This window comes from Streptomyces sp. NPDC087422 (genome assembly GCF_044744145.1).
GTDB lineage: Bacteria > Actinomycetota > Actinomycetes > Streptomycetales > Streptomycetaceae > Actinacidiphila.
Genome location: NZ_JBIUXT010000017.1, coordinates 141,591 through 160,735 on the forward strand (window position 1 = coordinate 141,591; position 19,145 = coordinate 160,735).

The 19,145-nt window shown below is 74.5% G+C and carries 16 protein-coding genes, 1 rRNA gene and 1 pseudogene; 5 read left to right on the top strand and 13 right to left on the bottom strand.

Annotation, left to right across the window (positions count from 1 at the left end; all coding sequences use genetic code 11):
* Nucleotide 1 precedes the first annotated feature (1 nt).
* From ACIO6U_RS34660 to ACIO6U_RS34690, 7 genes are all read right to left on the bottom strand, one after another.
* Nucleotides 2-1,132 carry a glycosyltransferase family 4 protein gene (locus ACIO6U_RS34660; protein WP_355333613.1) on the bottom strand — a complete coding sequence of 377 codons (1,131 nt, stop codon included), beginning with the start codon at nt 1,130-1,132 and terminating at the stop codon, nt 2-4.
* 141 nt (nt 1,133-1,273) lie between these two features.
* Nucleotides 1,274-2,119, bottom strand: coding sequence for a hypothetical protein (locus ACIO6U_RS34665; RefSeq protein WP_401725247.1), 846 nt, complete (start codon nt 2,117-2,119; stop codon nt 1,274-1,276).
* 754 nt (nt 2,120-2,873) lie between these two features.
* On the bottom strand, nt 2,874-4,625 hold the full coding sequence (gene recN, locus ACIO6U_RS34670) for a DNA repair protein RecN (RefSeq protein WP_391048619.1): 1,752 nt from the start codon (nt 4,623-4,625) through the stop codon (nt 2,874-2,876).
* 376 nt (nt 4,626-5,001) lie between these two features.
* Nucleotides 5,002-5,961 (bottom strand): NAD kinase, encoded by a 960-nt coding sequence (locus ACIO6U_RS34675; protein ID WP_355333527.1) that lies wholly within the window; start codon nt 5,959-5,961, stop codon nt 5,002-5,004.
* Nucleotides 5,958-6,764 carry a TlyA family rRNA (cytidine-2'-O)-methyltransferase gene (locus ACIO6U_RS34680; RefSeq protein ID WP_391048624.1) on the bottom strand — a complete coding sequence of 269 codons (807 nt, stop codon included), beginning with the start codon at nt 6,762-6,764 and terminating at the stop codon, nt 5,958-5,960. The genes ACIO6U_RS34675 and ACIO6U_RS34680 overlap by 4 nt, the downstream gene beginning before the upstream one ends.
* Before the next feature lie 10 nt (nt 6,765-6,774).
* Nucleotides 6,775-7,089, bottom strand: a complete 315-nt coding sequence (locus tag ACIO6U_RS34685) for a hypothetical protein (RefSeq protein ID WP_391048627.1) — start codon at nt 7,087-7,089, stop codon at nt 6,775-6,777.
* A complete protein-coding gene (locus tag ACIO6U_RS34690; RefSeq protein WP_401725252.1) occupies nt 7,082-8,185 on the bottom strand; it encodes a histone in 1,104 nt (367 codons plus the stop codon). The genes ACIO6U_RS34685 and ACIO6U_RS34690 overlap by 8 nt, the downstream gene beginning before the upstream one ends.
* 161 nt (nt 8,186-8,346) lie before the next feature.
* Between ACIO6U_RS34690 and ACIO6U_RS34695 the strand changes: the two genes are divergently transcribed.
* A complete protein-coding gene (locus ACIO6U_RS34695) occupies nt 8,347-8,694 on the top strand; it encodes an SCP2 sterol-binding domain-containing protein (RefSeq protein ID WP_355333615.1) in 348 nt (115 codons plus the stop codon).
* A 250-nt stretch (nt 8,695-8,944) separates the two neighbouring features.
* Here the strand turns inward: ACIO6U_RS34695 and ACIO6U_RS34700 are convergent.
* The 3 genes and pseudogenes from ACIO6U_RS34700 to ACIO6U_RS34710 all read right to left on the bottom strand — a co-directional run.
* Nucleotides 8,945-9,742: pseudogene (locus tag ACIO6U_RS34700) on the bottom strand (ABC transporter ATP-binding protein); the annotation flags it as partial.
* Between the two features lie 227 nt (nt 9,743-9,969).
* Nucleotides 9,970-11,004, bottom strand: a complete 1,035-nt coding sequence (locus tag ACIO6U_RS34705) for an iron chelate uptake ABC transporter family permease subunit (RefSeq protein ID WP_391048633.1) — start codon at nt 11,002-11,004, stop codon at nt 9,970-9,972.
* Nucleotides 11,001-11,966, bottom strand: coding sequence for an iron chelate uptake ABC transporter family permease subunit (locus ACIO6U_RS34710; protein WP_355333618.1), 966 nt, complete (start codon nt 11,964-11,966; stop codon nt 11,001-11,003). The genes ACIO6U_RS34705 and ACIO6U_RS34710 overlap by 4 nt, the downstream gene beginning before the upstream one ends.
* Before the next feature lie 197 nt (nt 11,967-12,163).
* Here ACIO6U_RS34710 and ACIO6U_RS34715 point away from each other — a divergent pair, with 197 nt between their 5' ends.
* Both ACIO6U_RS34715 and ACIO6U_RS34720 read left to right on the top strand, forming a co-directional pair.
* Nucleotides 12,164-13,207, top strand: a complete 1,044-nt coding sequence (locus tag ACIO6U_RS34715; RefSeq protein WP_391048636.1) for an ABC transporter substrate-binding protein — start codon at nt 12,164-12,166, stop codon at nt 13,205-13,207.
* 4 nt (nt 13,208-13,211) lie between these two features.
* Nucleotides 13,212-14,102, top strand: coding sequence for a siderophore-interacting protein (locus ACIO6U_RS34720; RefSeq protein WP_401725256.1), 891 nt, complete (start codon nt 13,212-13,214; stop codon nt 14,100-14,102).
* Between the two features lie 206 nt (nt 14,103-14,308).
* Here the strand turns inward: ACIO6U_RS34720 and ACIO6U_RS34725 are convergent, their stop codons facing one another.
* The gene (locus ACIO6U_RS34725; RefSeq protein ID WP_401725259.1) at nt 14,309-15,328 is read right to left on the bottom strand and encodes an HAD-IIA family hydrolase; all 1,020 of its coding nucleotides are present in this window, start codon (nt 15,326-15,328) and stop codon (nt 14,309-14,311) included.
* A 75-nt stretch (nt 15,329-15,403) separates the two neighbouring features.
* Between ACIO6U_RS34725 and ACIO6U_RS34730 the strand changes: the two genes are divergently transcribed.
* Nucleotides 15,404-16,681 carry a DUF1015 domain-containing protein gene (locus ACIO6U_RS34730; RefSeq protein WP_401725262.1) on the top strand — a complete coding sequence of 426 codons (1,278 nt, stop codon included), beginning with the start codon at nt 15,404-15,406 and terminating at the stop codon, nt 16,679-16,681.
* A gap of 142 nt (nt 16,682-16,823) precedes the next feature.
* Here the strand turns inward: ACIO6U_RS34730 and ACIO6U_RS34735 are convergent, their stop codons facing one another.
* The gene (locus ACIO6U_RS34735; protein WP_401725265.1) at nt 16,824-17,816 is read right to left on the bottom strand and encodes a hypothetical protein; all 993 of its coding nucleotides are present in this window, start codon (nt 17,814-17,816) and stop codon (nt 16,824-16,826) included.
* 15 nt (nt 17,817-17,831) lie between these two features.
* Here ACIO6U_RS34735 and ACIO6U_RS34740 point away from each other — a divergent pair, with 15 nt between their 5' ends.
* Nucleotides 17,832-18,956: a hypothetical protein gene (locus ACIO6U_RS34740; RefSeq protein WP_401725268.1), complete on the top strand. Its 1,125-nt coding sequence runs from the start codon at nt 17,832-17,834 to the stop codon at nt 18,954-18,956.
* Nucleotides 18,957-19,057: 101 nt separating this feature from the next.
* On the opposite strand, the gene rrf is transcribed toward ACIO6U_RS34740, so the two are convergent.
* A 5S ribosomal RNA gene (gene rrf / locus ACIO6U_RS34745) occupies nt 19,058-19,145 on the bottom strand; the annotation flags it as partial.

Consider the following 19,145-nt stretch of genomic DNA (forward strand, 5'->3'; position numbering starts at 1 on the left):
GTCAGACCTGCGTCAGCTCGTCGTAGACGCTGAGCACCTGGGCCACCGTGTCGTCCTCGGTGGGCCAGGTGGCGGCCTGGGCGCGGCCCGCCACGGACAGGGCGGTACGGCGGCCGGGGTCGGCGAGCAGGGTGACGACGGCGCGGGCGAGGGCCGCCGCGTCGCCGTAGGGGACGAGGACGGCCGCGTCGCCGACGAGTTCGGGGGTGCCGCCGACGGCGGTGGCGATCAGGGGAACGCCCGCGTGCAGGGCTTCCTGGGCGATCAGCGGGCGGGCCTCCCAGCGGCTGGGCAGCACGACGAGGTCGGCGGCGGCGAGCAGTTCCGGCACGTCGTCGCGGCGGCCGAGCAGGACCACCGGGAGCTGTTCCGCCTCGATCCGCTTCTCCAGGGCCGCGCGCCTACTGCCCTCGCCCGCGACGGCGACCAGCGGCGGCGGTTCGAGACCCGTCCAGTGGGCGGCGGCGTCCAGCAGCAGGTCGTAGCCCTTGTGGGCTTCGAGGCGGCCGACGGCCAGCAGCAGCGGGCGGTCGATCGCGCCGAATTCGGCGCGGGTCTTGTGGGTGTGCCGCTCGCCGTCGCCGGGCAGGCGCGGCGGCGGGGCGACCGGGCGCGGTACGGCGGCCGGTGCCAGCCTGACGTCCTTGGCGCCGAGGTGGCGGGCCCGGTCGACGAGTTCGGCGCAGACGCCGAGGACGACGGTGGCGCCGCGTACCGCCCGGCGCTCCAGCCAGCGCAGCAGCGCGGCGCGGCCCGCGCCGTCGTGTTCCGCGGGGGCGCCGCCGTGCCAGGTGAGGACCAGTGGGGTGCTGCGACCGCCGAGCGCGATCGCGGCCAGCAGTCCGGCCCGCAGACCGTGCGCGTGGACGATTCCGGCGCCGGAGAAGACGGCGCGCAGGGCGGCGACGGCGGGCGCGTCGGTGGCGGCGGCGGCCCTGCGGCCGATGTCGAGGGGTACGAAGCGGGCGCCGGTGCCGGAGAAGGCGTAGTCGGCCTCGGCGGCGGGGGGCCCGCAGACGGTGACCGCGACACCCCGCGCCACGAGCCCGCCCGCCAGCGAGCTGACGTGCGCTCCCGACGTCGTGCCCATGACGTGCACGGCGTGGAGCTGCCCCTGGAAGGGGGTGGACATGCTGCTCACGCGGGGCACTGCTCCTGACTCGGCACGGGACGGCGGGTGTTGGCGGGTACGGGCAACCCCTCCAGGATGCCAGGCCGCACCCGCGGGTCACCGGTCACGGTCGCGCTCAGGCCCGCTCACCCGCCCTTGGGATCACCCATACGGGTGTGCCACGCGGCCCCAGGAGTCAACGTGCCGCACTCCGGGCGCGTTCCACAACCGCTCGTGGGAGGAGATCCGGTCGCCCGCGGCGGTCATCGCGATGAGCGCCGCCGCGTGCAGCAGCAGCCCGGTCCTGCTGTTGGCGACGACGATCGCCGCGCCCAGCGCCGCGCCGAGCGCGTGCGCGCCGCCGTCGCCGAGCATCGTCCGCTCGCTGAGGTCGTCGCCGAGTACGGCCGCCGCGGCGCCCACGGGGGCCGCGGCCAGCACTCCCGCGGGGCCGCGGCGCAGCAGGCCGGGCACGCCGACGGCGATGACCGCCTTCGCGGCGCGGCCGGGCGAGATGTCCACCAGGTTCACCGCGTGCGCGGTGCCCGCGATGACGACGCCCGCGAGCAGTTGGTCGAAGGGCCGCACCTTGAGCAGGGTGCCCGCGGCGAGCCCGGCCGCGCCGATGCCGAGGAGTTTCACGGCGCCCGAGGTGAACCGGCCCTCGCGCAGCGCCTTCAGATGCGCGCCGAAGCCGCGTTCGTCGGGCGAGCCGGCCTGGTCGTCGTAGGCCCCGCAGGCGCCCGCGGCCAGTGCGGCGCCGACGGCCGCGATCCGGGAGCGTACGGTCAGGCCGCGCGCGGCGCCCAGGGCGGTCGCGGCCCCGGCCGCGGCGGCCAGGCCGCCGTACAGCTCCACACCGCGCCCCGCGTAGTTGCTGCGCTGCCACATCCGGGCCTCGACCGGGGGCCGCCTGCGCAGCTCCGCGTAGGCCGCGCGGGTCGCACCGGCCGCCGCCATGCCGACGGACAGCCGTCCCGACCGCCCCTTCCAGCCACGCCTGCTCATCCCGCTGCCTCCACGTCGTCGCCGTCGTCCGCTCGCGGCCAACCGCCGCGCCCGGCTGCGCAATTACCCGGCCCGCACAGCCTTCCCCGCCACGCCCCCGGAAAGCCGTCTCCGCGCGCTCCCGCCGCGCGCGGCACATTATCCGACCGCGCCGATGTCCTCCGGACCCGGACCACCAAGGGCCCGCAGGCCCGCCCGACCGACGCGCCGCGTCCGGCCCCGCCCCTGTCCCGGACCGCCAAGGGCCCTCCGCGGCCGAGGTGCCGTACCGCCCTCGCCGCACCCCGGCGCACCCGGCCTCCTTCGACAGGCCGCCACCCGACCGACCTCACCCGCCCGCCGCCCGCCGCAACGACTGGCGGCCACGCGCCCCCCCGCCCACCCGGGCGGCGCACCCGCACGTCGCCATCCGGACCTGCGGTCCCAGACCCGCTCCTCGGGCAGCTCCGACCGGAGCGGCCGGGCCTCAGCGCCACGGCTGACGCCCCCGGCGGCACCGGCCTGCCTCCGGACGGCCACGGGACCTCACGCCAGGACCGGCGGCGCAGCCGGACCTCGGCGTCCGGGCCCGTTCCTCGGACCGCCGCGAGGCCCCGGCCACGTCCGAGCGGAGCGGTCGGGGCTCGGCGACACGGCTGGCGCTCCCGGCAGCACCGGCCTGCGCCGGACCGCCGCGAGACCTTGGGCACGTTCGACCGGGGCGGTCAGGGGCTCGGCGACGCGGCTGGCGGCAGCGGGCCGGGGTGTCGGGGGGTCAGCGGGCCGCCTTGGCCGCGGCGAGGAGTTCCTCGGCGTGGGCGCGGCCCAGTTCGGAGTCCTCGAGACCGGCGAGCATGCGGGAGAGCTCCTTCACCCGGGCCTCGCCCTCCAGGATGGTGACGCCGCTGCGGGTGACGGACCCGTCGTTGGTCTTCTCGACCAGGAGCTGCCGGTCGGCGAAGGCCGCGACCTGCGGGAGGTGGGTGACGACCACGACCTGCGCGGTACGGGCCAGGCGCGCCAGGCGGCGGCCGACCTCGACGGCCGCCTTGCCGCCGACTCCGGCGTCCACCTCGTCGAAGAGGTACGTCGGCACCGGGTCGGACCCGGCGAAGACCACCTCGACGGCGAGCATGACGCGCGACAGCTCACCGCCCGAGGCGCCCTTGGCGATCGGCCGGGCCGGGGAGCCGGGGTGCGGGGCCAGTTGCAGCTCCACCTCGTCGGCGCCGGTCGGGCCGAAGGCCACGGCCCGGCCGCCCACCTCGATCCCGGCGTCCGGCTCGGCCGTCTCGGTCTGCCGGATCGCGACGCCGACACGGGCGTGCGGCATCGCCAGCTCGGCGAGTTCCGCGGTGACGGCGGCGGCGAAACGGTCCGCCGCCTCGCCCCGCGCGTCGGTCAGGTCCTGGGCGAGCGCGCCCAGCTCCGCGCGGAGCGCGTCCCGCTCCGCGGTGAGTCCTTCGATCCGCTCGTCGTCGCCCTCGAGTTCGCCGAGCCGCGCGGCGCTCTCCTCGGCCCAGGCCAGCACGCCGTCGATGTCGACGCCGTACTTGCGCGTCAGATGCGCCAGTACGGACCTGCGCTCCTCGACGGCCGCGAGCCGCAGCGGGTCGGCGTCCAGATTGTCGGCGTATCCCGCCAGCTCGCCCGAGACGTCACCGAGCAGGATGCCGATCTCGCCGAGCCGGGCCGCCAGGCCCGCCAGCTCCGGGTCGTGCGCGCTGACCGCGTCCACCGCGCGCTGCGCCCCCGCGACGAGGGTGCCCGCGTCCACGCCCTCCGGGTCCTCCGGGTTCCCCGCGAGCGCCGCGTGCGCGATGGCCGCCGCGCTCGCCAGCGCCTCGGCGTGGCCGAGGCGGGCCGCCTCGGCGGCCAGTTCGGTGTCCTCGCCCGCGACCGGCTCGGCCGCCGCCACTTCCTCGATGCCGAACCGCAGCAGGTCCGCTTCCTGCGCGCGCTCCCTGGCCCGCGTCGTCAGCTCGTCCAGCTCCGCCGCGACCTCCCGCAGCCTGCGGTAGGCCGACCCGTACTTCGCCAGCGGCGCCGCGACGGCGTCGCCCGCGTACCGGTCCAGGGCCTCGCGCTGCCGCGCCGGGCGCAGCAGGCCCTGCTGGTCGGTCTGGCCGTGCACGGCCACCAGGTCGTCCGCCAGCTCGCCGAGCAGCCCGACCGGGACGGTACGGCCGCCCACGAACGCCCGTGAGCGGCCTTCCGCCGAGACGGTACGGCTGATCAGCAGCGCGCCGTCGTCCAGCTCCGCGCCCGCTTCCTCCGCCCGTACGGAGGCCCGGTTGCCGGGGGCCATCGTTATCCGGCCCTCGACGGACGCCGCCTTCGCGCCGATGCGTACCAGCGCAGGATCGGCCCGGCCGCCCAGGAGCAGGCCGAGGCTGGTCACGACCATGGTCTTGCCCGCACCGGTCTCGCCGGTCACCGCGGTGAAGCCGGGTGAGAGTTCCACCACGGCGTCCTCGATGACCCCGAGCGACCGGATTCGCATTTCCTCCAACACGGGTACGACCATACGAGGTTTGCGCCCCGCCGCGCGACGGTCCCCTGCGGGGGGCGGTGCGCATCTCCGGGGCTCGGCCCCGAACGGGTCCCCCTTGCGGAGTGGGCAAGCGTCTTCCGGGGCGCGGCCCCCGGCCTTTCTTCGCCGGGGCGGCACACCGGTCTTTTCAGGGGCGGCTGGGGCTGCGCGGCCCGCCGAAGCGCTCCCGCGGGGCACCACCGGCCCCAGCGGGGCAGACCGGCTGTTCTCGGTCCGACGGCCCGGTGGGGGCTGGTCGCGCGGTTCCCCGCGCCCCTAAGAACCAGGCCCTGCGCAAGGGCAGCGCCCTGTCCTCACGCCCGCGACGGGCGCCCGCCTGCGCGTAGCGAACGGTCCGCCTACAGGCGGGTTATTGGGGGGCGCCGCGCCATCCGGCGACGGGGAGGGCGAATTTGGCGACGAGACGGTCCGTGAAGGAGGCGTGGTGGAGCCGGGCCAGCCGCACGGGCACGGCGCCCCGGCGGACTTCGACGCGGGCACCGGCGAGAAGCTCGACGGTGCGGCGGCCGTCGCACCACAGGACGCCGTGCGGCGTCTTGGGCTGGACCTCGACGGCGAGGACGGAGCGGGGCGAGGTCACCAGGGGCTTGGCGAAGAGGGCGTGGGCGCTGATGGGCACCATCAGGAGCGCTTCGACCTCGGGCCAGACGACGGGCCCGCCGGCCGAGAAGGCGTAGGCGGTGGAGCCGGTGGGGGTGGCGCAGACGACGCCGTCGCCGCCGAAGCGGGAGACCGGGCGGCCGTCGACCTCGGTGACGACCTCCAGGAGGCGTTCGCGGGACGCCTTCTCGACCGAGGCCTCGTTGAGCGCCCAGTCGGTGTGCACGATGTGCCCGTCGTTGCGGACCAGCACGTCGAGGGTCATCCGCTCCTCGACCTCGTACTCGCGGGTGACGACGCGGTCGACGACCTTGTCGAGGTCGTCCCGCTCGGCCTCGGCGAGGAAGCCGACCCGGCCGAGGTTCACGCCGAGCAGCGGGACCCCGGAGGCGCGGGCGAATTCGGCGCCGCGCAGCAGTGTGCCGTCACCGCCGAGTACGACGATCAGCTCGCAGCCCTCGACGGACTCGGGCCCCGGCTCCGTGACGTGCTCGACCTCGGCGGGCAGCGGCAGGTCCGCGGCCTCCTCGGCGAGCAGCCGTACGCCGATCCCGCACCTCAGCAGCCCCTTGACCACGCGTTCCGCACTGCGGATGGCGGCCGGGCGGCCGGTGTGGGCGAGCAGGAAGACGGTACGGGCGCCGCCCGGTCCGCACTGCGCGTCGCGTCCGGCTTCGGATCCGGTTCCGGATTCGGTCTTGGTGGTCAACGGGGCCCCTCCGCCACAGCACGGTCGACATCGGCCGGGTCCAGAGGAGGCGCACCGGCCCGCAGCCACAGAAAATATTCCACATTCCCGGACGGTCCGGGCAGCGGACTGGCCGTGACGCCCAGCACCCCGAGCCCCAGCTCCGCCCCCTGAGCGGCGACCTTGCGTACGCTCTCGGCCCGCAGCTGGGTGCTGCGGACGACGCCACCGCTGCCCAGTCGTTCCCTACCCACCTCGAACTGCGGCTTCACCATCAGTACGAGATCGGCGTCGGGCGCGGCGCACCGTACGAGCGCGGGCAGCACCAGACCGAGCGGAATGAACGACAGGTCGCCGACGATCAGGTCGACGGGGGTGCCGTCGATGTGGTCGAGCGTCAACTCGCGGACGTTCGTACGGTCCTTGACGGTGACGCGGTCGTCGCTCTGCAACGACCAGGCCAGCTGGCCGTAGCCGACGTCGACCGCGACGACCTCGGCGGCGCCCGCCCGCAGCAGCACATCGGTGAAGCCGCCGGTGGACGCGCCCGCGTCGAGCGCCCTGCGGCCCTCGACGGTCAGCCCGCGCGGCTGGAACGCGGCGAGCGCGCCGGCCAGCTTGTGGCCGCCGCGCGACACGTAGTCGGGTTCGTCGGCGTCCCGCGCCACCACCACGGCGGCGCTGGTCTCCACCTGCGTGGCCGCCTTCGTGGCGGTCGCGCCGCCGACGGTCACCCGCCCGGCGGCGATCAACTGGCTTGCGTGCTCCCGCGAGCGCGCGAGACTCCGGCGCACCAGCTCGGCGTCGAGTCGGCGTCGTGCCACCACGTACGGTTCAGCTCCTGTTCTCGTCCAGCGCGGCGAGTGCGTCCCGCAATCCGCGGTGCGCGTCCTCGTACACCTCTATGTGTCCCGCGGTCGGCAGTTCGTCGGCGTCCGACAGCCGGGCAACCGCCGCGTCCACGTCGGCATTCCCCGTCTCCCGCAGCACCACGCCGAGCGGTACGGGACCGGCCGCCTCCGGCAGGGCGTGAACGGCTCCGTACGCCGGTCCGACCGCGTCGGCGTCCTGCGCCGGTACGGCGTCCGGCGCCTCGTCGCCGTCCGGTGCCGGTGCGGCACCGGACGGCCCGAAATCGAGGTCACTCACCGCCGTTACCCGCCTCAGGCCCCGGTGCGGACTTCTTCGCGGGCGTGGCCTTCTTCGCGGCGGGCGCCTTCTTGGCCGCGGCCTTCTTCGTCGTGGCCGTCCTGGCCGTCGCCGACTTCTTCACCGCGGCGGTCTTCTTGACGGCGGACGCCTTCTTCGCCGCGGGGGCCTTCTTGGCTGCCGTCTTCTTGGCCACCGTCTTCTCGGGTGTCGCCTTCTTCGCCGTCACCTTCTTCGCCGGGGCGGTGCCTTCCGGCTGTTCCGGCGTCGCGGGGGCCGCGGGCGCCGGAGGGGCCGCCTGGGCCGGGGTGGGCCTGGCCGGAGTGGTCTTGCGGGTGGCGGACTTCTTCGCGGGCGCGGTCTTCTTGGCCGCGGCCTTCTTGGCGGACGCGGTCTTCGTGGCGGCCGGGCCCGTACCCGCGGTGGCGGTCTTCCGGGTCGGGGCGGCCTTCTTCGCCGCCGGAGAGGCCGGGGAAGCCGGGGAAGCCGGAGCGGCCGGAGAAGGAGTCGTCGCCGACTTCTTGGCCGCCGTCTTCCGCGCCGAAGGCGCCTTCTTCGCCGCCGCCTTGCGGACCGCGGTCGACGCCGTGCCCTTGGGAGCGGTCGCCGCGGCCGGGGCCGCCTTCTTCGCGGGCGCGGCGGCGGGCGCCGCGTCCGGCTCGACCTTGACGTGCTGGACCGGCGGGGCGGCGCCGCGCCGGGAAGGCGCCTCCGAGGGCCGGGCCTGCCCGGCACCGCTGTCGGCCGCGTCCTCGTCGGTGGACTCCAGGTTCCCGATGCGCCGTTCGAGCGTTTCGAGGACGACGCCGACCTTCGTCACTTCGTCGGCGAGGCGGCCGACCCGGCTCATCGTCTTGTCGACTTCGTCCCGGATGAGCCCGAGGAGCAGGTCGCGGTTGGCCCGGCCCGAGGCCATCAGCTCGTCGGCGAGGGTCTGGACTTCGGCCGGAATGGCGGAGCCGATCCTGCGCTGGACGGCGTCGACGTCTATTCCCGTCTGGTCGAGCAGCTCCCTCGCCGCGTCGATCGTGCGCCGCCGGGTGGCCTCGGTCAGGCCGCCCGCGATCTGTAGACAGGTACGCAGCGCGTCCCGCATCGCTCACACTCCTCGCCTCGCCGTTGACGTATCCGGTCACGACGCTACCGCGTATCGCGACCGCGGCCCGAGCACGGTGCCCCGCGGTGCTGCGGTAGCGTCGTCCGGACGTGCGCGCGGACCGCGCACGATCCGGCACGATCCAGAAGGACACCGCACCGATGGCGACGATCGAGGAGTGCCGCAGCGCGCTCGACCGACTGGCGGCGAACCTCGCCGACGCCGAGGGCGGCGTGCGCTCAGCCGCCGCCATGGACCGCTCCCTGAGCTGCCGGATCACCGATCTGGACGTGACCTTCGTGGGGCGGCTGTCCGGCGGCCGGATCGAGGACGTGACGACCGTGCCGGGCACGCCCGCCGACAAGGCGCAGATCAGGCTGACCATGTCGGGCGACGACCTGGTCGCCCTGGTCGGCGGCGAGTTGAACTTCGCCAAGGCGTGGGGCAGCGGCCGGGTCAAGCTCCAGGCCGGCCTGCGGGACGTCCTGCGTCTGCGGTCTCTGCTGTAAGCGGGCCGGGCGCGGAGTCACCGGATACGGATACGGAACCGGCTGCCGACGCGGAGCCACGCGCGGAACCTGACCCGGAATCCGACACCGAACCCGGCCCCGCGCCTGGCACGGCATCAGGCCCGGCCCCCGGCACGGAACCAGGCCCGGAACCGGGCACGGAATCGAGGGGGGCGGAGCCCGTACCGGACTTGACGCCGGGAGCCGGTTCCGAGTCCTGGCCCGGCTCGGCGTCGGTGAGGGTCGCGCCGGCCGCCACCGCACCGGCCCGCCGCGCGGCGGGCACCACCAGCGGCGTACCGCTCTCCGGGTCCTCGATGATCCGGCAGCGCACCCCGAAGACCCGCTCCACCAGCTCCGCGGTGATGATCTCGGCGGGCGGCCCCTGCGCCTCGATCCGGCCGTCGCGCATGGCGATCAGGTGAGTGGCGTAGCGCGCGGCCTGGTTGAGGTCGTGCAGGACGGCGACGAGCGTACGGCCGCGCTGTTCGTGGAGTTCCGCGCAGAGGTCGAGCACGTCGAGCTGGTGCTGGATGTCGAGGAAGGTGGTCGGCTCGTCGAGCAGCAGCAGCGGGGTCTGCTGGGCGAGGGCCATGGCGATCCAGACGCGTTGCCGCTGTCCGCCGGACAGTTCGTCGACATAGCGATCGGCCAGGGCGGTGACGCCGGTCGCCGCCATCGATTCGTCGACGATTCGCTCGTCCTCGGGCGACCACTGCCGCAGCAGCCCCTGGTGCGGGTACCGGCCGCGCGACACCAGCCCCGACACGGTGATCCCGTCGGGCGCCACCGAGCTCTGCGGGAGCAGCCCCAGCGTCCTGGCGACCGCCTTCGCGGGCAGCGTGCCGATGGCCTGGCCGTCCAGCAGGACCTGGCCCGCGGCCGGCTTCAGCAGCCGCGACAGCGCGCGCAGCAATGTCGACTTGCCGCAGGCGTTCGGTCCGACGATGACGGTGAAGGACTGGTCGGGTATGGCGACCGACAGCTCCTTCGCGATGACCCGCTGGTCGTACGCGAGAGTGACGGACTCGGCGGCGAGGCGGGTCATGCGGGACGCTCCGTGTTCTGCCGAAGGGGTCTGGCGGGTGGTGTCTGCCGGTGGCCGCGGCTGCTTCCGTCGGCCGTCGCGGCGCGGTCTCAGCCGCGCTGTGAGCGCCGTACGCTCGGGGCCGGCCGCGCCCTGCGTACGCTCCGGGTCCGACGTGCCCTGCGTACGTTCCGGGCCGACCGCGCTCCGCGCGTTCTCCGTACGCTCCTCGCGTTCCGTACGCGTCCTCATATCCGTCCGGCCCTCCGCTCCGCGATCAGCAGCCACAGCAGATAGCCGCCGCCGAGCACGCCGGTGGCGACACCGACCGGCACCTGGCCTGAGCCGAAGGCGCGTTGGGCGGCCAGGTCGGCGGCGACGAGCAGCGCGGCGCCCAACAGCGCGGACGACAGCAGCGAGACACCCGGCGAACGGGTCAGGCGCCGGGCCAGTTGGGGCGCGGTCAGCGCGATGAAGGCGATGGGGCCCGCCGCCGCGGTGGCGGACGCGGTGAGCAGGACGGCGCCGAGTACGACGATCAGCCGGGTGCGTTCCACGCGGACGCCCAGCGCCGCCGCCGCGTCGTCGCCCATCTCGCTGATCCGCAGCGCGCGTCCCTGGGACAGCAGCAGGGGCATGAGGACGCCGCAGGCGACGAGCAGCGGCCAGACCTGGTCCCAGTCGCGGCCGTCGAGGGAGCCGGTGATCCAGACGATCGCGCGGGCGGCGTCCACGAAGTCGGCCTTGACCAGCAGATAGCTGTTGACGGCCGACAGCACGGCCGAGGCGCCGATGCCGATCAGCACCAGCCGGTAGCCGTGCACCCCGCGCTTCCAGGCCAGCACGTAGACGGCGATGCCGGTGAGCAGTCCGCCCGCGACCGCGCCGATGGAGACCTGGTAGGCGCTGCCCTTGAGCAGCACGATGACGATCAGCGCGCCCGCGGCGGAGCCCTGGCCGAAGCCGATGACGTCGGGGCTGCCGAGCGGGTTGCGGGAGACGGTCTGGAAGGCGGCGCCCGCCATGCCGAGCGCGGCGCCGACGAGCAGCGCCACGATCACCCGCGGCAGCCGCAGGTCGCGGACGATGAACTCCTGGGCGGCGGTGCCGTGTCCGGTCAGGGTGCGGACGACGTCGAGCGGGGCGATGGCGTAGTCGCCCGTGCCGATCAGGACGACGGAGACGGCGAGGGCCGCGAGCAGCAGGACGCAGGAGACGACGGCCGCGCGCCGGTCGAACCGGACGGACAGTCCGCCGCGGGTGCGCAGTACGGGTTCTCTCACAGTTCGGCCATCCTTCGGCGGCGTACGAGGGCGATGAAGACCGGTCCGCCGAGGACCGCAGTGACGATGCCGACCTGGAGTTCGGCCGGGCGGGTGATGAGCCGTCCGACCACGTCAGCGCCGAGCAGCAGCACCGGTGACAGCACGGCCGCGTAGGGCAGGATCCAGCGCATGTCGGGTCCGGTGATGCCGCGTACGACGTGCGGCACCATCAGGCCGATGAAGACGATGGGCCCGCAGGCGGCGGTGGCCGCGCCGCACAGCAGCGTGATGGAGATCATCACCAGCACGCGGGTGCGGGTCAGTTTGGCCCCGAGGCCGCGGGCGGTGTCGTCGCCGAGCGCGACGGCGTTGAGCGGCCGGCCGCTGATGAACGCGAGTACGGCGCCGGCCAGGAGGAACGGGGTCACGTAGCGGACGGTCGCCATGTCGGCGGCGGCGAGCGAGCCGACCTGCCAGAAGCGCATCCGGTCCAGGGCCGCGTTGTCGCTGAGTTCGACGGCGGTGGTCCAGCCCTGGAGCACGGCGGTGACGGCGGTGCCCGCGAGGGCGAGGCGGACCGGGGTCGCGGACCGGCTGCCGCCGATGACGTAGACCAGCGCCGAGACCACGGCCGCGCCGCCGAGGGCGAACCACACGTAACCGCTCATGCTGGTCACGCCGAAGAAGCTGATCGCGGAGACGACGGCCGCCGCGGCGCCCGCGTTGACGCCGAGCAGTCCGGGGTCGGCGAGCGGGTTGCGGGTGAGGGCCTGCATGGCCGCGCCCGCGACACCGAGCGCGGCGCCGACGAGGAGTCCGAGGACCGTACGCGGCAGCCGCAGTTTGCGGATCACCACGTCGTTGTCGGTGCCCGCGTAGTGGAACAGCCCGTGCCAGACCTGGTCGACGGGTATGTCCTTGGCGCCGATGGCGATGCTCGCGAGGGCCACGACGACCAGCAGGCCGACGGCGGCGAGCAGTCCGGCGGCGCGTTTCGCGTTCGCCCGCGCGACGCTGCCGCGGCGTTCGACGGCCGGTGGGCCGGCGACCTGCTGTCCGGTGACCGGAGCGGGTGGGGAGTGACGATCGACCAACACGGTGATTAGGTTAGCCTAACCTGGCCACCTCAACTCCGAGCAGAGCGGCTGTCTTGATGAATCCCCCTCGTTTCTCACCCATGTCCGGAATGTCGCGGCGCGGCGTGCTCGCCGTGGGCGGCTCCGTCGGTATCGGCGCCCTGCTCGCGGCTTGCGGCGGCTCCTCCGACAAGGACTCCAAGGACTCGGGCGCCGACTCCGGCGGCACGGCGGACTCCGGCGCCAAGACCCCCGCGGGCCCCTGGTCCTTCACCGACGACCGCAAGACCACGGTGAAGCTCGACAAGACCCCCGCCAAACTGGTCGCCTACGTCGGCGCCGCCGCCGCGCTGCACGACTACGGCGTCGAGTGCGTCGGCGTCTTCGGCCCGACCACGGTCAAGGGCGGCGGCGCCGACGCCCAGGCGGGCGACCTCGACGTCAGCAAGCTCACCGTGGTCGGCAACACCTGGGGCGAGTTCAACATCGAGAAGTACGCGGCTCTCTCCCCCCAACTGCTGATCAGCCACATGTACGAGGCGCCGACCCTCTGGTACGTGCCGGACGAGAGCGCCAAGAAGATCCTCGGCATCGCGCCCAGCGTCGGCATCAGCCTCAAGGGCGTCCCGATCACCACCCCGCTCCAGCGGTACGCCGAACTCGCCGCGTCCCTGGGCGCGGACATGAACTCGACCACCAACGCCGCCGCCAAGGCCCGCTTCGAGAAGGCGTCCGCCGATCTGCGCGCCGCCGCCAAGGCGTCCGGCGGCATCAAGGTGATGGCCGCCTCCGGCAGCGCCGACTCCTTCTACGTCTCGACCCCGCCCTCCGCGTCCGACCTCAGCTACTACAAGAGCCTCGGCGTCGACTTCATCGTCCCCGACAAGGTCGAAGGCGGCTTCTTCGAGACGCTGAGCTGGGAGAACGCCGACAAGTACAAGCCCGACATCATCATGCTCGACAACCGCACCGCGACCCTCCAGCCCAAGGACCTGGCGGCCAAGCCCACCTGGGCGCAACTGGCCGCCGTCAAGGCCGGACAGGTCATCGGCTGGCCGAGCGAGCCGATCTTCTCGTACGACAAGTGCGCCGCCCAGATCGAGGCGCTGACCAAGGCCATCGCCGGTGCGAAGAAGGTGAGCTGACGCCGTGTCCACCGCGCCCTACCTCTTCTTCCACCCCCGCGTCCTGCGCACCGAGCGGCTGTCGCCCACTCTGGTACGGATCGTGCTCGGCGGCGACGACCTGGCCGGCGTCGTGAGCGGCGGCCGGGACCAGCGCTTCAAGCTCTTCCTGCCGCAGCGGGGCCAGACCCGCCCGGTGCTGCCGGAACCGCTCGGCGCCGACTGGTACGCCGACTGGCGCGCCCTCGACCCCGACGTCCGCGGCATCATGCGGACGTACACGATCCGCGCGGTCCGCCGCGACCCGCTGGAATTCGACATCGACTTCGCCCTGCACGGCGACCTCGGCCCCGCCTCCCGCTGGGCCCAACAGGCCAAGCCCGGCGATCCGGTGAGCATCCTCGCCCCGGCAGGCGAGGACAACGGCGGCGTCGACTTCCAGCCGCCCGCCGGTACCGACTGGGTGCTGCTGACCGCCGACGAGACCGCGCTGCCCGCCGTGGCGAGCATCCTGGAGTGGCTGCCCGCGGGCATGCCCGTCAAGGTCTGGATCGAGGTCGCCCACCCCGACGACCGCATCCCGCTGACCACCGACGCCGACGCCGACATCACCTGGCTGGTACGGGAGCACCCCGGCGCCGACCGCACCGCCGCGCTGCTGGCCGCCGTCCGCGACGCCGGGGACCTGCCGCCCGGCACCCCCTACGCCTGGATCGCGGGCGAGGCCGCCTCGGCACGCGCGCTCCGCCGCCACCTGGTCAACGACCGCGGCATCGACCGCAAGGCGATCAAATTCACCGGCTACTGGCGGCACGGCGTCACCGAGGACGACCTGCTGGCGGCGGCCGTCGCACAAGCCGAAGCCGAGGCCGAGGCGGGCGCGAAGAGCGAGGCCACGGCGGACGCGGACGCCTGACCCGGCCGCGCGCCACGGGGCGCGCACCGCATGGCGCGCACCGCGTCAGGCGGGCGGGTGCGGCGCGGTCAGACGCGCCCGCGCGGGTCAGCCGGGCTCAAGTGCCGGTCCGGGCCCGCATCATGGAGCCCGCCTCAGAGCCCCGGCCGGGCTCAGAGCGCCGGCCCGCCTCAGAGCCCCGGCCTGCCGCAAAGTCCCAGCCAGGCTCAAAGGCCCAGCCGCGCCAGTGCCTTGTCCGCGTCCAGGCCGCATGTGCCGTCGCCCGCCGACGTCCAGGCCGCGGCGCACAGCGCGCGCAGTCCGTCGAGCGCGTCGCCGTCACCGTCGAGCACGAGCGCGTCCGAGGTGGCGGAGGCGGTCCAACCCCCGCAGCGGAAGCCACCGTCGGCCGCCGTGACCTCCGGCTGCGCGACCAGCAGCCCGCGCAGGTCGGCGGCAACATACGTGGGACGGTGGCGCGGCTCGGCGGCGAGCAGGTGGGCCGCGTCCGTCACCCCGGTCAGCACGAGCAGCGAATCCACCTCGCCTGCGTACGCGCCCTCGATGTCCGTGTCGAGCCGGTCCCCCACCACCAGGGGCCGCTTCGCCCCCGTCCTGATCACCGTCTCGCGGTGCATCGGCGGCAGCGGCTTCCCCGCGACCTGCGGCTCACCGCCGGTCGCGATCCGTACGACCTCCACCGCCGCGCCGTTCCCCGGCGCGATCCCGCGCGCGCTCGGAATCGTCAGATCCGTGTTGGACGCGAACCACGGCACGCCCCGGTTCACCGCGTACGCCATCTCCCCGAGCTGCGACCACCGCAGGTCGGGCCCGTACCCCTGCACGGCCGCCACCGGCTCGTCGTCCGCCGACTCCACCGGCCGCAACCCGCGCTCGCGCAGCGCCGCGAACAGCCCCTCGCCGCCCACCGCGAGCACCTTCGCCCCCTCCGGCACCTGATCGGCGATCAGCCGCGCCACCGCCTGCGCCGAGGTGATCACCTCGTCGGCCTCCGCGGGCACCCCGAGGTCCGTGAGGTGCTCCGCGACGGCCTGCGGCGTACGCGAGGCGTTGTTCGTCACGTAGGCGAGACGCATCCCGTGCCCGCTCGCCGCGGCCAGCGACTCGACCGCGTGCGCGATGGCGTCACCGCCCGCGTACACGACCCCGTCGAGGTCGAGGAGCGCCGTGTCGTACGCCGTGTCCAGCGGTCCTTCGGTGCCGTTCGGACTGGTCCGGTGGGTCATGACGGGCTCGCTCCTCGGGGTGTCGTCGATGACCCCGATCATCCCTCATGGCCGCCCCGGACATAGCATGCGCTGATGACCAACTCCGGACTCAACGGCGAGCACGGCCTGCGTCTGAAGCCCTTCCGCGGGCTCCGCTACGTACGACAGCGCGTCGGCAGCCTGGCCGCGGTGACCTCACCGCCGTACGACGTCGTCGTACGCCCCGACGGCCAGCGGCGGTTGGAGACGGCCGACCCGCACAACGTCGTCCGGCTCATCCTCCCCGAGGCCGAGACACCGGCCGCCCGGCACGGCAAGGCCGCCAGGACCCTCACCGCCTGGCTCGACGAGGGCGTCCTCGCCGCCGACCCGCTGCCCGCCCTCTACGTCTACGAACAGCGCGACGGCGACCACCTCCAGCGCGGGGTGATCGGCGCACTGCGGCTCACACCGCCGGAGGACGGCGTCGTCCTGCCGCACGAGGACGTCATGCCCGGCCCGGTCGCCGACCGCGCGGCCCTGATGCGCGCGACCGGCGCCAATCTGGAGCCGCTGCTGCTGTCCTACCGCCAGGGCGACGCGACGGCCGCCGTCATCGACCGCACCGCCGCCGACGCCGAGCCGCTGCTGGCCACGGTCACCGAGGACGGGGTACGGCACCGGCTGTGGGCGCTCACCGACCCCGCCGACCACGCGGCTGTCGAGGCCGATCTCGCGTCCCACCAGGCCCTGATCGCCGACGGCCACCACCGCTGGGCGACCTACCGGCTGCTCCAGTCGGCCCACCGCCCCGGCACCCCCTGGGACTACGGCCTCGTCCTGCTGGTCGACACCGCCCGCTACCCGCTGCGGGTACGCGCCATCCACCGCGTCCTGCCCCGGCTGCCGCTGGCCGACGCGCTGGAGGCCGCCCGCACCACCTTCCGCGTACGGCCGCTGCCCGGTCCTTCGCTGGCCGGCGCGCTCGACGCGCTGGCGCAGGCGGCGGACGACGGCAACGCCTTCCTGCTCGCGGGCGACGGCGGTTTCCACCTGCTGGACCGCCCCGACCCGGCGGCCATCGAGCTCGGCGTACCGGCCGACCGCCCCGCGCAATGGCGCCGCCTGGACGCCGCCGTCCTGCACAGCCTGCTGCTCGACGACGTCTGGAAGGTCCCCGACTCCCCCGAGGACATCCGCTACATCCACGACACGGCCGCCGCCGTCGGCCTCGCGGAACGGCTGCACGGCACGGCCGTCCTCATGCACCCGGTGCACGAGGACGTCGTCCGCGACCTCGCCCGCCAGGGCGTGACCATGCCTCGCAAGTCCACGTCCTTCGGCCCGAAACCGGCGAGCGGACTAGTGATGCGCAGCGTAGAACTCGACTGATCCGGCGCCTCGTCCGGGTCGGGGCGGAGCCGGGTCGGAGGTGGGGCGGAGTCGAGGCGCGGCCGGGTCGTAGCCGGGCATACGAAAGGGCGGCACCCGCGGTGTGCGGGTGCCGCCCTTTCACGTGGGACGCGTGCGGGTGTCAGTCCTCGTCGTCGCTCTTCGGCTCGCCGTGGGCGGCGGGCTCGCGGAACGGCGAGTCGAGGAAGGAGGACGGGGCGGCGCCGTCGGCCGCCTCGGCCTTCTGCTCGGCCTTCTCGGCGTCGTCGGAGCCCTCTGCGTCGTGGGCGCTTTCGTCGTCGTCCTCGTCGTCAGAGTCGTCCTCGTCCTGCGCGGACTCGTCGGTACCGCCGGCGGGCTCCTCGGAGGTCTCGGAGGTCTCGTCGTCGTCCTCGTCCGAAACGTCGTCGTCCGTGTCGTCGGCGTCGTCCTCGTCGTCCGCCGCCTCGTCCGTCGTGTCCGGCCGCTGGGGCTCGGACTCGGACTCGGCCGCGTCGTCCTCGTCGATGGCGTCGACGAATTCCACGCCGTCGAGCTGGGCGAGGCGGTCGGAGGCGTCGGTGGTGCCGTTGTGGTCGGCTTCGAGCGCCTTCGCGAACCAGTCGCGACCCTCGCGCTCACGGCCGACGCGCAGCAGCGCGTCCGCGTAGGCGTACCGCAGGCGGGCGGTCCACGGGTGCACGGCGTTGGACGCCAGCTCGGAGCTCTGGAGGGTGACCACCGCGGCCTCGTCCTGGCCCATGTCCTGCCGGGCCCCGGCCGCGACCAGGCGCATCTCGACCTGGCCCGCCTTGTCCAGCTTGTGCACCTCGGGGGCGCCCGCCATCTCCAGCGCGCGCTCCGGACGGCCGAGACCGCGCTCGCAGTCCGCCATCACCGGCCACAGGTCGACGGTGCCGGTCATCCGCCGGGTCGCCCGGAATTCGGCCAGCGCCTCGGCGTACCGCTCACTGGCGTACGACGCGAAGCCCGCCGCTTCCCTGACGGCCGCGACGCGGGACGCAAGACGCAGCGCGACGCGCGAGTACGCGTACGCCTGCTCGGGCTCCTCGTCCAGCAGCCGGGCCACCATGACGAGGTTGCGCGCCACGTCCTCCGCGAGCGTCTTCGGCAGACTCATCAGCTCCTGGCGCACGCTCGGGTCGATCTCGTGGCCGGTGACCTCGTCAGGGATCGGCAGCCTGCGGACGGGCTCCCGCTCCTCACGGCGGTCGTCCCTGCCCCGGTTCTCGAACCGGCCGCGGCCCTCGACCACGGGGCGACGCCCCTGGCCGCCACGGTCCCGGTCGTCGTCCCGGCGCGGGCCACGCGGACGGTCGTCACGGCGGTCATCGCGACGGTCGTCGCGGGGCCGGTCGAAACGGGGACGGTCGTCGTCGCGGCGCGGACCGCGCGGGCGGTCGTCACGCGGGCCGTCGAAACGGGGACGGTCGTCGCGGGGCCTGTCGTCCCTGCGGAACCCGCCACCGCCGCCACCGGGGCGGTCATCACGCGGGCGGTCGTAGCGCGGCCGGTCCTCACGGGGACGGAAGCCGCCGCCGGACCGGTCGTCGCGCCGGTCGTCACGCGGCCTGTCGAAGCGGGGACGGTCGTCACGGGGCCTGTCGTCACGGGGACGGTCCTCGCGCGGGCGGTCAAAACGAGGCCGGTCGTCACGCGGGCGGAAGCCACCGCCGCCACCGCCCGAGCGGTCGTCGCGGGGGCGGTCCTGGCGCGGACGGTCGTCCCTGGGACGGTCGTCGCGGGGGCGGTAGCCGCCGCGGTCGTCCTCACGGCGCGGGCCACGGGGACGGTCGTCGCGCCGGTCGTCACGCGGACGGTCGTCACGACGGAAACCACCGCCACCGCCGGGACGGTCCTCGCGCGGACGGTCAAAACGAGGCCGGTCGTCACGCGGGCGGAAGCCACCGCCGCCACCGCCGGAGCGGTCGTCGCGGGGGCGGTCCTGGCGCGGACGGTCGTCGCGGGGGCGGTCGTCGCGGGGGCGGTAGCCGCCGCCGGCCGGAGGACGGCCACCACTGTCGCGGCGGTCGTCGCGCGGGCGGTAGCCGCCACGGTCGTCTTCGCGACGCGGGCCCCGCGGACGGTCGTCACGTCGATCGTCGCGACGGAAGCCGCCGGTGGGACGGTCACCGTCCCGCCGCGGACCGCTGCTGCGGTAACCCCCGCGGTCGCCGCCGCCGTTCGGGCGCGAGTCCCGGCGTTCGGGACGCTCGGGCCGGTCTTCAGGCGAGTTGGGCATCGACGTGACTCCTGTCGGATCGTACTGCTGTAGTGCGAGTCTCTCGCCATGACGGAGAGGACGCGCACCGAAGAACAACGAAAAAAGACCCCCGGTCCCAGCGCTTAGGCCAGGACCGAGGGTCCATAAAGATTGTTCGGCGGTGTCCTACTCTCCCACAGGGTCCCCCCTGCAGTACCATCGGCGCTGAAAGGCTTAGCTTCCGGGTTCGGAATGTAACCG

What these genes read in the sequence shown, in the direction of transcription:
- ACIO6U_RS34725 (WP_401725259.1), bottom strand. Translation starts at nt 15,328, where the DNA reads ATGACCCACCGGACCAGTCCGAACGGCACCGAAGGACCGCTGGACACG.
- ACIO6U_RS34695 (WP_355333615.1), top strand. Translation starts at nt 8,347, where the DNA reads ATGGCGACGATCGAGGAGTGCCGCAGCGCGCTCGACCGACTGGCGGCG.
- ACIO6U_RS34665 (WP_401725247.1), bottom strand. Translation starts at nt 2,119, where the DNA reads ATGAGCAGGCGTGGCTGGAAGGGGCGGTCGGGACGGCTGTCCGTCGGC.
- ACIO6U_RS34660 (WP_355333613.1), bottom strand. Translation starts at nt 1,132, where the DNA reads ATGTCCACCCCCTTCCAGGGGCAGCTCCACGCCGTGCACGTCATGGGC.
- ACIO6U_RS34690 (WP_401725252.1), bottom strand. Translation starts at nt 8,185, where the DNA reads ATGCGGGACGCGCTGCGTACCTGTCTACAGATCGCGGGCGGCCTGACC.
- recN (WP_391048619.1), bottom strand. Translation starts at nt 4,625, where the DNA reads ATGGTCGTACCCGTGTTGGAGGAAATGCGAATCCGGTCGCTCGGGGTC.
- ACIO6U_RS34730 (WP_401725262.1), top strand. Translation starts at nt 15,404, where the DNA reads ATGACCAACTCCGGACTCAACGGCGAGCACGGCCTGCGTCTGAAGCCC.
- ACIO6U_RS34715 (WP_391048636.1), top strand. Translation starts at nt 12,164, where the DNA reads ATGTCCGGAATGTCGCGGCGCGGCGTGCTCGCCGTGGGCGGCTCCGTC.